The following is an 11872-nucleotide window of genomic DNA, read 5'->3' as shown; positions in this document are numbered from 1 at the left end:
CCGATTCGGCCCATCCCCGCTCCCGGCTATTGCCGATCTCGGCCATGCACCGAACGCTCGGACATGGTCCCGCGCTTGGCTTCCGCCTGCAGGCTCGATTCACCTCGGCAGGGGAATGGGCATACGATAGAGCGTCAATGTGGGCACACAGTTGAGGCGGGAGGATTTGCATATGGACAATCCGGGCGGCATTCGGGAAATCGTCGAAAGGATGAGGCATCGCTTTGCCTGGCTCGACGGGCTTATCGTCCAAGGATCGGGGCGGCCTGCAGGGGAAACGGGGGATATGGAGCTGCCGCTTCTGACGTCGTCCGTTCTTGAACGGTTTTATTACACGGACAGCACTCCTCTTGCCATGCAGCCGGGTATTCGCAGCTACCGGACGTCGGGAACGAGCTCGGGACGGCGCAAGACGATCTATTACTCGGAGCAGGACGAGGCCGACTATCTGCGGGTGAAGCTGGATGTCTTCCGGGACATTCTGGAGCCGTACGGGTACAAGACGGCCGTATCGGACATGGGGACCGGCCATGCGGAAGCGACGGCCGCCGAGGTGTTCCGGCAGCTCGGCATGACGGTGGAGTCGTTGTCTTTCCGGCTGCCGATCCGGCAGCATATCGAGTCGCTGGAGCGGCTGCGGCCGGAGGTGCTGTATACGATGCCCTCCATCCTGGACCGGCTGCTGGCTGCGGCCGGCGAGCCGGCGGCGCTCGGCATCCGGCATGTCATCCTTGTCGGCGAGACGGCGTCGCCGGGGTGGCGGAGCCAGGCCGCGCAGCGGCTTGGCATCGGCGAAGACAGAATCACGGATACGTACGGATCGATCGAGATCGGCACGATCGCATCCTATTCGCCTCGTTGCGGACGTTATCTGTTGGCGGATGGAATCATCGCCGAGGGGGTGAGCGCCGAAGAGCTCGGAGAGGGACTCCGGCCGCTATCCGAAGGGGAGCAGGTGCTCGTGCTGACCTCCTCCATCCGCGAAGCCTTTCCCGCGCTTCGCTACGTGACGTACGACGTCGTGCGCGATCTGAGGACCATCGACGTGGAGGGCGTGCCCCGGCAGAGCTTCCACAGCCTCGTGAAGCGGATCGGACCGGATCTCAAGCATGGCGAGAAGATCAGCATCTACGACATCGAGGACACGGTCTGCCGGCATCTCGGCAGCGCCAGCGTCCGCGTCGTTGTCGAAGGGAACTCGCTGCGGATCGCGGTCGACAGCGGGCAGGGAAGCGATGCCGCGCTTGAGCTCATCCGGCAGGAGCTGGAGAACCGGAATCCCGACATCGGGACGATGATCCGCAGCGGCATCCTGGGCGGAATCCAGGTCGTCCGGAAGTCGTTGGACGACACCGGAGAGCAGGGCTCGGTCAAGAACAAGAAAATCCATTACAGGCAAGGAGAATCCGGATGAAGCTGGACGGAGGCATCGCAGGCGCCATCGGGGGAACGCCGCTCATCCGGCTGGAGAGGCTGTTCCGTGACGAGCCGTTCGCCGTATTCGGCAAGCTGGAAGGCATGAACCCCGGCGGCAGCGCCAAGGACCGTCCGGCGCTGCATATGCTTCGGGAAGCCATCCGGCGCGGCGACGTGATCGAGGGGAGCACGGTCATCGAATCGAGCTCAGGCAATCTGGCCATCAGCCTGGCTCAGCTATGCCGCTTCTTGGGCATCCGTTTCATCTGCGTCGTCGATCCCCGGACGACCGACGCGCATAAGCGGATCATCCGGAGCCTCGGCGGAGAAATCGAGCTGGTCGAGCAGCCGGATGCCGCGACGGGTGAATTCCTGCCGGCGCGGATCGCCAGGGTGAAGGAGCTGCTCGGGACGATTCCGGATGCCTACTGGACGAACCAGTACGGCAACCCCGACAACGCCCGGTCGCATCAGGATACGACGATGAGGGAGATCGGAGACGAGCTCGGGAAGATCGACTATCTGTTTTGCGGGGTCAGCTCCTGCGGAACGATCCGCGGCTGCGCCGATTATATCCGCAGCCGAGGCTGGACGACGAAGGTCGTCGCGGTCGATGCGCAGGGCAGCATCCTGTTCGGCGGCAGCAGCGGTCCGCGCAGATTTCCCGGCCTCGGAGCGGCCATCGTGCCGGATCTGCACGGCGGCGATCTGGCGGATATCGTCGTCAAGGTGTCGGACGCCGATTGCGTCTGGGGCTGCCGCGAGCTGGCCCGGCGGGAAGCCATTCTCGCAGGAGCATCCTCCGGCGGCGTCCTGGCGGCGGTCCGGCGCCTCGCCGGCAGCATTCCGGCCGGGTCCATATGCGCGGCCATCCTGCCGGACAGAGGCGAACGGTATATGAGCTCGGTATTTGACGACGAGTGGGTGAAGCGGGAGCTCGAAATCGATCCGGATGCCTGGAATAGGGGGGGATTAGACATGCTCTATCTCAATGACAGCCATATCACGGAAGCCGGTGTGGATTGGGTGAAGCTGGCCGGCATCGCGGAGGATGCCGTGCGGGCGATGGATCGAGGGGAATATGCCGCTCCGCTCAAGACCTATCTCCGGTTTCCCGAACCGGGCAACCGGATCATCGCGACCCCGGCTTATCTGGGCGGACCGCATCCTCTGGCAGGCATCAAATGGATCGCCGGATTTCCCGGCAACATCAAGAACGGCCAGCCGCGGGCGCAGAATGCGATCATCCTGAACGATCCGGAGAACGGCCTGCCGCTCGCCTTCGTCCGGTGCAACCTGCTCAACGGCCTGCGCGCGGCCGCGGTGAGCGGGGTCATGCTCCGGGCCTATGCCGATTCGAGGCCGGATCAGGACATTCGGCTCGGCATCATCGGCTGGGGTCCGATCGGCCGCCTGCATCTCGACATGTGCGCCGCCTTGCTCGGCAGCCGCCTGAAGGAGATCACGCTGTACGACCTGCGGGATATCGATCCGCAGAGCGTGCCGGAGGCTGTGCGCGGGAGGACGGCAATCGCCTCGGATTGGCGTAAGCTTTACCGCCGGTCCAGCGTGATCGCGACATGCACGGTATCGGCAGAGCGGTACATCGACGAGCCGGCTGCTCCGGGCTCGCTGCTGCTGAACGTGTCGCTGCGGGATTTCAAGCCGGAGGGCGTCGCGGGCGTCCGCGCCGTCATCGTGGACGACTGGCGGGAGGTATGCCGCGAGAACACGGACATCGAGCTGCTGCATCTTCGGCACGGACTCAGGGAAGAGGATGTCCGAACGCTTGCGGATCTCGTCTGCCGGGACGCCTTGGCCGAATTTTCGGGAGAGACCGTATTTTTCAACCCGATGGGTCTGGGAATATTCGATATCGCGATCGCCGGTCATTATTGCCGTGAAGCCGTGAAGCGGGGGCTGGGCATCGAATTGCCCTGAAGGCTGGGAAGCGGCCGATGGCGGTGGAGCCGTAGGAAGGGAAGCAGGCCGGCAAGGCGGCGATCGTCGACCCTGGAGCGGCAAGGCCCTCATGAATGCCGACTGCCAAAATCGGGGTGCTGGTATAGGTGGGGGGGGCTATGGTAAACTGGAAATCAAAAAGGGCGTGATGCCATGGATGAGCTCCAGCAGGATACGAACAAGCATGAATCATGCGAGGCGGACGGACGCAAAAGCCATCACTCCGAGAAGACCAAAAGCAATCTCATCAGCCGCCTCAACCGGATCGAGGGCCAGGTCCGCGGTCTCAAGGGCTTGATCGAGAAGGATGTCTACTGCGATGACGTCCTCAATCAGATCTCTTCGGTCCAATCCGCCCTGAACGGCGTGGGCAGGCTGCTTCTGGAGCATCATATGAAGAGCTGCGTCATCGAGCGCATCCAGGACGGCGAGAGCGAGGTCATCGACGAGCTTCTGGTCACCATCAACAAATTGATGAAATAACCGGGATTCGAGAGAATCCTTTTTCTATGCCGTTCGATATAGGGGGTGGGGGGTATAAGTTTTAATTGACTGAATATAGGGTAGAGGGGTATAGTAAATGTAAGAATAAGGCCGCTGAATGATGGCAATAAAGGAACTAAGCGAGGTGTCCGCAAGTGGAAGCATCCAAACTGCCTATGGAGCAAACGACGCTGCAGCTGACCGGCATGACCTGCGCGGCTTGCGCGAACCGGATCGAGAAAGGGTTGAACAGGCTGGAGGGCGTCGCGGAAGCGAACGTGAACTTTGCTCTGGAAAGAGCGACGGTGACCTACGATCCCGATCAGGTGACCGTGCCCCAGCTGCAGCAGACGATCCGTAAGCTTGGATACGATACCGCCATGCAGACGGCGGATCTCCAGCTCGTCGGCATGTACTGCGCGGCCTGCGCCGTGCGCATCGAGAAGACGCTGAACAGAACGCCGGGCGTAACCGGGGCGGCCGTGAACTTTGCCCTCGAGAGCGCAAGGGTGGAATACAATCCGGCGGCCGTATCGGTCGCGGATCTGCAAGCGAGAGTAGCCAAGCTGGGCTACGAGGCCATCCCCAGGCAGGAGGTCGCCGATCCATCCGAGCTCCGGCAGCAAGCCGTCGCGCGCCAGAAGCGCAAGCTGCTCCTGTCGGCGATTCTATCGCTCCCGCTGCTGTGGTCGATGGCGGGGCACTTCTCCTTCCTGTCCTGGATTCCGATGCCGGAGCTGTTCATGAACCCGTGGTTCCAGCTTGCGCTGGCGACCCCGGTCCAATTCTACATCGGCAAGCAGTTTTACGTCGGGGCTTTCAAAGCCCTTCGCAACCGGAGCGCCAATATGGACGTCCTGGTGTCCCTCGGAACTTCGGCGGCTTACTTCTACAGCCTATATCTGACCGTCGAATGGGCGCGGATGGGCGGCATGGCCCATCACGGTCCGCAGATGTATTACGAGACCAGCGCCGTGCTCATCACGCTCGTCCTTCTCGGCAAGCTGTTCGAGTCGCTGGCGAAGGGCCGCACGTCCGAAGCGATCAAGACGCTGATGGGGCTGCAGGCCAAGACAGCGCTCGTCATCCGGGACGGAGCCGAGACGCAGGTCGCGATCGAGGAAGTGTTCGGCGGCGACATCGTCGTCGTGAAGCCGGGCGAGAAAGTCCCCGTCGATGGCGAAGTGATGGAAGGCAGCTCCTCCGTCGACGAATCAATGCTGACGGGAGAGAGCATTCCGGTGGAGAAGAATGCCGGAGACCTCGTCATCGGCGCGACGGTCAACAAGAACGGACGGCTCAAGATCAGGGCGACCAAGGTCGGCAAAGAAACGGCGCTGGCCCGGATCATCAAGGTCGTCGAGGAAGCGCAAGGCTCCAAAGCCCCGATTCAGCGGGTCGCGGACGTCATTTCCGGCATTTTCGTTCCGATCGTCGTCGGCATCGCCGTTATCGCCTTCGTGATCTGGTATGTCTGGGTAACACCGAGTAATGTCGCCGAAGCGCTGGAGAAGGCGATCGCCATCCTCGTCATAGCCTGCCCATGCGCCCTCGGCCTGGCGACGCCTACGTCCATCATGGCGGGCTCCGGCCGTGCCGCAGAGCTGGGCGTTCTGTTCAAGGGCGGCGAGCATTTGGAATCCACCCATGCAATCGACGCCGTCATCCTCGACAAGACGGGCACCGTGACGAAGGGCATGCCGGAGCTGACGGATGTCGTCGTCGCCAGCCATATGGAGGAGCGGGAGTTCCTCCGTCTTGTCGGAGCTGCGGAGAAGAGCTCGGAGCATCCGCTTGCGGAAGCGATCGTCTCGGGTATCGAGGCGCGCGGCATTTCCATCCCTGCCGCGAGCGGGTTCGAGGCGATTCCGGGCTACGGAATCCGGGCTGTCGTGGAAGGGCATGAAATTCTGGCCGGCACGCGGAGACTTATGGAGAGGCACGGCATCTCCGCCGACCAGGCTATGGCCTCGATGGAGAGGCTGGAGGAAGAGGGCAAGACGGCGATGCTGATCGCGGCGGACGGGCGGTATGCGGGCTTGGTCGCGGCGGCGGATACGATCAAGGAAACGTCGGCTGCGGCGGTAGCGCGGCTGAAGGCGATGGGCATCGACGTCATCATGGTCACAGGCGACAACGAGCGCACGGCTAGGGCCGTCGCCAGGCAGGCGGGAATCGATCAAGTCCGGGCCGAGGTGCTGCCGGAAGGCAAGGCCGAGGAAGTGAAGAGGCTGCAGGCCGAGGGCAAAAAGGTCGCGATGGTCGGAGACGGCATCAACGACGCTCCCGCGCTTGCCGCGGCGGATATCGGAATGGCCATCGGCACCGGAACGGACGTGGCGATGGAAGCCGCCGACGTTACGCTCATGCGCGGCGATCTGAACAGCATCGCCGACGCGATCGCCATGAGCCGCCGGACGATGGGCAATATCCGCCAGAATCTGTTCTGGGCGCTCGGCTACAATACGCTCGGCATCCCGGTGGCCGCTCTTGGCCTGCTGGCTCCATGGATTGCCGGAGCGGCGATGGCGCTCAGCTCCGTCTCGGTCGTGCTGAACGCCCTTCGTCTGCAGCGGATGAAGGTGTAGAGCCCGCAGCGGGACGGGATGGATGCAAGGACGCAGCTTGTTTGGATGATTGGAATTTTCGCAGAAAGGATTGAATCCATGATGAAACGGTTGAAGCTTGCAGCCATGCTGATCGTCGCGGCCGCCGTTATGTCCGCTTGCGGCTCCAAGACGGTCCACCAAGAGGGAGGCCATGGCTCGATGAACATGAATACGGAGCCGAATGCCCATGACTCGATGAACATGAATATGGAGCCGGAGCCGAATGCCCATGACTCGTCCGACGCTTCCGCCGGACATGCCCATCCGGGCGGCGAAGGGAAAGGGGCGGCCGCCGATGCCTCCGATGTGAAGGCCGAGTGGACGCTGGCGGGCGGCGGCCAGCCGGAGGCCAGGCGGGAGACGCTCATCCGGGTCGCCATTACAAGCGGCGGCAAGCCGGTCGAGCAGTTCGACACCGCCCATGAGCAGAAGCAGCATATGATCATCGTGAGCAAGGACCTGTCTTACTTCAGCCACATCCATCCGGAGTACAAGGGCGGAGGCGTCTTTGAAATCGCGACGGAATTTCCGGCCGGCGGAGAGTACAAGCTGATCGCCGACTTCGTGCCGGCGGGCGGCAGCGCGATGAGCAGGATGCAGTGGGTGTCGATAGGCGGAGCTGCGGATAAGGTCAAGCCGATCGAGCCGGACGGCGACCTGACCAAGGTCGTGGACGGCAAGGAGATCGCCCTCTCGATCGACGGCCTGGCCGCCGGAGAGGAAGCCATGCTGACGTATACGATTGCGGACGCCCGGACCGAAAAGCCGGTCACGGACCTTCAGCCATACCTCGGCGCGGTCGGCCATGTCGTCATCCTGACCGCGGACGCGGAGAGCTACCTGCATGTGCATCCGATGGACGAGAAGGCATCCGGGCCGGAAGCCCGGTTCATGACGACGTTCCCGAAGAGCGGGATCTACAAAATATGGGGCCAGTTCAAGCGCGGCGGCGAAGTGTTCACCGTGCCGTTCATCATCAAGGTTCCTTGACGCAAGAGAACAAGATGGCCGAAACCAACGAAAAGCCCGGATTCCGCATGTGGAATCCAGGGCTTTTTGCATGAATGGGCGGATCCTCTGGCCTTCCGGACTCTATTATCATGTATAATAGGCGGATACATACTGCCTGACAGGGGGACTTTGCTACCTATGCCATCTTCCGCCCGAGCCCCGATCCGCAACGTAGGCATCTTCGCCCACGTCGATGCGGGCAAAACGACGACAACGGAACACATCTTATATGAAAGCGGACGGATCCGCGCTCTCGGAAGCGTGGATGCGGGCACCGCGCAGACCGATTCGCTCGACGTGGAGCGGGAGCGGGGAATCTCGGTGCGCGCGGCGGCGACGCGATTCGTCCATCGGGGCGTGCAGGTCAACCTCGTCGACACTCCGGGCCATGTGGATTTCCTCTCGGAGGTGGAGCGCTCGCTGCGCGTCATGGACGGCGCCGTGCTGGTCGTATCCGCGGTGGAAGGCGTGCAGCCGCAGACCGAAGTCATCTGGCAGGCTCTGCGCAGCCTGCAGATTCCGACCGTGTTCTTCATCAATAAGCTGGACCGCATCGGAGCCGATCCGCTGGAGGCTCTTGCGGGCATCCGCAGGCTGCTGACCGCCGGAGCAGTGCCTGTCCAGGCTCCGCATGGGCTGGAGGAGCATTTTACGGGGAGCCCCAGTCTGCTGCCTGATCTCGACGGCCATGCAGCTAGAGGAGCGGACGCCTTGTCCGACGATCAGCGGCCGTATTTGGAGCTGCTGACGGAAACGGTCGCCGAGAGCCGCGAGGACCTGCTCGAACGCTATCTGGAGCAGGGCGGGCTCGATGCCGCGGAGCTTGCCGACCGGCTTGCAKCATCGGCGCCGCCGGGGCGGAGCTGTTCCCCGTGCTGTTCGGCGCGGCGAGCCGCGGCATCGGCATCGCCGCCCTTATGGACGCCATCGTCAGATGGCTCCCCGAGGCCGGCGGAGACAGCGGCGCACCGGTATCCGGCCTCGTGTTCAAGCTGGAGAAGGATCCCGCCATGGGCCGCATCGCTTACGTGCGCCTCTACGGCGGCACGCTCCGCAACCGGGATTCCGTCTACAACAAGACCCAGGACATCCAGGACCTGCTCGGCGCCGGGATCCACGATGCGGCCGCTGTCCTTCTCGACCGAGCCGTCCACGGTCACGATCCCTGTCCTGACGATTCTTCGGATTTCGGCTCTGGAGCCGTATCCCATCGATGAGAGCAGCTTGTCGAGTCGAATTCTTTTGACCATCAGCCATCATTCCTTTCGATTGCATCTATTCCTCGAGGGTTTCTCTGAATTCGGGTGAAAATGCCAAAAGCGGGACAACATCGTCCCGCTTTGCCGTGCGTCGAGGCTTGCCCGTATCCGGCAAGCGCAGATGAACTATCCATCGGCAAGAAGCCGGGACCGTTTTTAATCGGTTGGGCTTCCGCCCTTTCTCGCCTTGTGGAGAGAGTACTGGATCTCCTGCGCGAGCTGCTTGAGCTCGAACGTGTCTCCCTGCTCCCACAGCTCGTTGAACTTGAGCTGGAACTGCACCGCCTCGCGCACCCGCCTGTAGAAATACAGGTCCTGGATATCGCTGAGCACTTTGTTGACGATGTTGGAGCCTTCCTCGAAGCCGATCTGCGCTTCCAGAATTTCATGCCGGATGCTCGACATCTCCGTGTCGAGGTTGAATGCCGCTTCAGATGCCTTGCGCAGCCTCAGCTTCACTTCCTCCGGCAGGCTTTGCTTGTACTTGTAGTTGAGCGAATGCTCGATCGTCGCCCAGAAATTCATCGCCAGCGTTCGGATCTGAATCTCGGCAAGCACTTTCTTGAAGCCGATCGCCGTCTGCACCGGATACTCGACGATCATGTGATAGCTGCGGTAGCCGCTGTCCTTGAAGTTGGTGACGTAATCCTTCTCGTAGACCAGCTTCAGATCCTGCCTGGAGCGGATGATTGCAGCGACACGCAGGATGTCGTCGACGAACTGGCACATGATGCGGATGCCTGCGATGTCCTCGATGCCCGTCTCCAGCTGGTCCATCGGCACGTTCAAGCGGCGGGCTTTATCCAGGATGCTGGATATTTTCTTCACCCTGCCGGTCACGAATTCGATGGGCGCATAGGATTCCCGGGCTTTGAGCTCGGTCCGCAGCGTTTTGAATTTCACTTTCATTTCCTCTACCGCTTGTTCATAAGGCTGCAGAAATTGGTTCCAATCCCGGCCGTCCATCCGTCCGCCTCCTGTCTTGTCAGTGATGATCGGCGCCGATAGCCTCGCGCAGATGGGAGTGCCCATCGCGGAGCAGCAGCTCCCTGAGACCTGACGCGATTTCTTTCACGATCCCCGGACCCTTGTAGATCATCGAGGTGTAAATCTCCACGAGCGATGCGCCCGCTCTGATTTTGGCATACGCATCCTCCGCCGTGAAGATGCCGCCGGATCCGATGATCGGCAGCTTCCCGCCGGTCTGCTTGTAGATGGCGGCCACAACTTCCGTCGATCTCTCGCGCAGCGGACGGCCGCTCATGCCTCCGGCCTGCGAGGCGTTGGCATGGGTGAGTCCGTCGCGGGACAGCGTCGTATTCGTGGCGATGATGCCCTCCACTCCGCTCGCAGCGATCGTATCGACCGAGAACGCAAGCTGCTCCGGCGTCATGTCCGGCGCCAGCTTGACCAGCACCGGCTTCGGCGCCGATCCATGCTTGGCCGCCTGCACGGCCATCTCTTCCTTCACGGCCTGGAGAAGCGTCTTCAGCTCGTCTCCAAGCTGAAGCGCCCTGAGGTCCGGCGTATTGGGAGAACTGATATTGACGACGAATAGATCGCCGTATGCGAACAGCTCCTTGACGCAGCGCCGGTAATCCTCATGGGCGAGCTCGTTCGGAGTCGCCTTGTTTTTGCCGATGTTCACGAATACGGGAATCGGCCTGGCGGTGAGGCTGCCGAGCCTCCCGGCCATGGCGGCGGCACCGTCGTTGTTGAAGCCCATCCGGTTGATCAGCGCTTCGTCGGCCGGAAGCCGGAACAGCCTCGGCAGCTCGTTGCCAGGCTGGGGGAGCGGCGTCACGGTGCCGACTTCCATGAACCCGAAGCCGACGCTGGAGAAGCCTTCCACGGACTTTGCGTTTTTGTCCAGTCCCGCGGCCAGGCCTACAGGATGCGCGAAGGAGAGCCCCAGAAGATCCATGCTGAGCTCGGGATATCCCGGCACGCCGTACATGCCGCGCAATAAGGCGGTCATGCCCGGCACACGGGAAGCTTGATGAAGGCCGTCAATGACCAGATGATGCGCTTTTTCGGGATCAAGCCGGAAAAAAAACGGCTTGGCAAAGTATTGGTACAGCAAGAAGTCCACTCCGTTTCCGTTCAAGCAAAACGGCTTCGCCGTCCTGTGTGGCGGCGGACGTTTGCGTAGGTATGTAGAGATGTCGGCCGTACGGATTCAGTCCTGCACGGCAAAAAAGGCTCTGCCTTTCAGTTTATCTTGTTCAGCAGCAAAAGAAAAGGGCGCCGGTCGTTCGGGGAGCGCTTGCATTAATTCTGCGGTTTCTTTTTCTTTTTTTCTCCACCAGAAAAATCCTCCCGTATGGAGACATCCGCTGAATCGGCCTTGCCGAAAGGATGAAGGGCTTGCCCATTTCTCCGGCAAGCGATTACAATAACCGTACAAGCACTGCCATCATCCTTCAGGAGAGGTCGATAAGCATGAGCACAGCCAAACGCAAGCCTCCGACTAGAAAGGCTCCGGCGAGCGAGCAGCCGAACCGCAAGGCCATCATTGTCGCCGCCTCCATCTTCGCCGTTTTCGCCATCGTCATGATCCTGCTTCTGATCTTCAGCTGATCGGCGCTGATCGTCAGCCGATCAGCCCAAGCCCTACAGCCAGTCGTATACCTTGTCCGGATTTTCTTCCCGGGAACTCGGCCGCACCTTGTAGCGGCCTTTTTCGCGTTCAGCTTCCCCTTGCTGCTGGAGGAAAGCCAGCTTGCCGTCGCCGATCGCCACTTCCGTTCCGAGCGGCACAAGATCGTACAGCTCCTCCAGATCAGCCTTCGCCATGCGGATGCAGCCGAGCGATCGATCGGTTCCGATCGAGTCCGGCTCGTCCGTGCCATGAATGGCATACCGAGTGTCCGAGAGCGTCATGCCCCTGCTTCCGAACGGACCTTTGGAGCTTCCGTTCGGGTTGCGCACCTTCTCCGATATGGCGAAGCTGCCGCGCGGAGTCTTGCCGCCGCCGACGCCTACCGGATAGGCGCGGACAACGACGGCGCCGCTCATGAGCGCAAGCTGTCTCGAATGGGGGTCGACGACGATCTTCAGCGTCGCCGTCATCGCCTCCTGCAGGACGCCTTCCTTGCCGGAAGCCTTTCCGGCCGCCGRCTGCGCCGCTCC

Annotated in this window: 10 protein-coding genes and 3 pseudogenes; 8 read left to right on the top strand and 5 right to left on the bottom strand. The window is 61.8% G+C overall.

All coding sequences use genetic code 11. The features are described 5' to 3' along the window. Positions 1–172: 172 nt before the first annotated feature. The 7 genes and pseudogenes from BN871_RS11625 to BN871_RS30215 all read left to right on the top strand — a co-directional run. The gene (locus BN871_RS11625) at positions 173–1414 is read left to right on the top strand and encodes an AMP-binding protein (protein WP_048746109.1); all 1242 of its coding nucleotides are present in this window, start codon (positions 173–175) and stop codon (positions 1412–1414) included. Further along, positions 1411–3357: a 2,3-diaminopropionate biosynthesis protein SbnA gene (gene sbnA, locus BN871_RS29905; protein ID WP_332310214.1), complete on the top strand. Its 1947-nt coding sequence runs from the start codon at positions 1411–1413 to the stop codon at positions 3355–3357. Before BN871_RS11625 ends, sbnA begins: the two co-directional genes overlap by 4 nt. A 174-nt stretch (positions 3358–3531) precedes the next feature. Continuing rightward, positions 3532–3861, top strand: coding sequence for a metal-sensitive transcriptional regulator (locus BN871_RS11610; RefSeq protein ID WP_021878103.1), 330 nt, complete (start codon positions 3532–3534; stop codon positions 3859–3861). Between the two features lie 176 nt (positions 3862–4037). Continuing rightward, the gene (locus BN871_RS11605; protein WP_048746108.1) at positions 4038–6449 is read left to right on the top strand and encodes a heavy metal translocating P-type ATPase; all 2412 of its coding nucleotides are present in this window, start codon (positions 4038–4040) and stop codon (positions 6447–6449) included. Positions 6450–6527: 78 nt separating this feature from the next. Continuing rightward, positions 6528–7460 (top strand): hypothetical protein, encoded by a 933-nt coding sequence (locus tag BN871_RS11600; protein ID WP_232312981.1) that lies wholly within the window; start codon positions 6528–6530, stop codon positions 7458–7460. 159 nt (positions 7461–7619) lie between these two features. Then, positions 7620–8021: pseudogene (locus BN871_RS29000) on the top strand (GTP-binding protein); the annotation flags it as partial. 377 nt (positions 8022–8398) lie between these two features. Next, positions 8399–8509: pseudogene (locus tag BN871_RS30215) on the top strand (hypothetical protein); the annotation flags it as partial. Positions 8510–8641: 132 nt separating this feature from the next. Here BN871_RS30215 and BN871_RS30210 read toward each other — a convergent pair. The 4 genes and pseudogenes from BN871_RS30210 to BN871_RS27645 form a co-directional block, all read right to left on the bottom strand. Further along, a pseudogene (locus BN871_RS30210) lies at positions 8642–8692 on the bottom strand (hypothetical protein); the annotation flags it as partial. A 204-nt stretch (positions 8693–8896) separates the two neighbouring features. Beyond that, on the bottom strand, positions 8897–9706 hold the full coding sequence (locus BN871_RS11590; protein ID WP_048746106.1) for a GTP pyrophosphokinase family protein: 810 nt from the start codon (positions 9704–9706) through the stop codon (positions 8897–8899). Positions 9707–9725: 19 nt separating this feature from the next. After that, positions 9726–10823, bottom strand: coding sequence for a quinone-dependent dihydroorotate dehydrogenase (locus BN871_RS11585; protein WP_157060269.1), 1098 nt, complete (start codon positions 10821–10823; stop codon positions 9726–9728). A gap of 96 nt (positions 10824–10919) precedes the next feature. Next, positions 10920–11147, bottom strand: a complete 228-nt coding sequence (locus tag BN871_RS27645) for a hypothetical protein (RefSeq protein ID WP_157060268.1) — start codon at positions 11145–11147, stop codon at positions 10920–10922. A 35-nt stretch (positions 11148–11182) separates the two neighbouring features. Between BN871_RS27645 and BN871_RS28345 the strand changes: the two genes are divergently transcribed. Then, the gene (locus BN871_RS28345; RefSeq protein ID WP_021881892.1) at positions 11183–11320 is read left to right on the top strand and encodes a hypothetical protein; all 138 of its coding nucleotides are present in this window, start codon (positions 11183–11185) and stop codon (positions 11318–11320) included. A 33-nt stretch (positions 11321–11353) separates the two neighbouring features. Here the strand turns inward: BN871_RS28345 and BN871_RS11580 are convergent. Continuing rightward, on the bottom strand, positions 11354–11872 hold a 519-nt coding region (locus BN871_RS11580), incomplete at its 5' end, for a L,D-transpeptidase (protein WP_048746102.1).

The organism is Paenibacillus sp. P22, assembly GCF_000469945.2.
Lineage (GTDB): Bacteria > Bacillota > Bacilli > Paenibacillales > Paenibacillaceae > Paenibacillus_O > Paenibacillus_O humicus.
The sequence above is the reverse complement of the archived record's forward strand: the minus strand, read 5'-3'. Positions and strand labels throughout refer to the sequence as shown.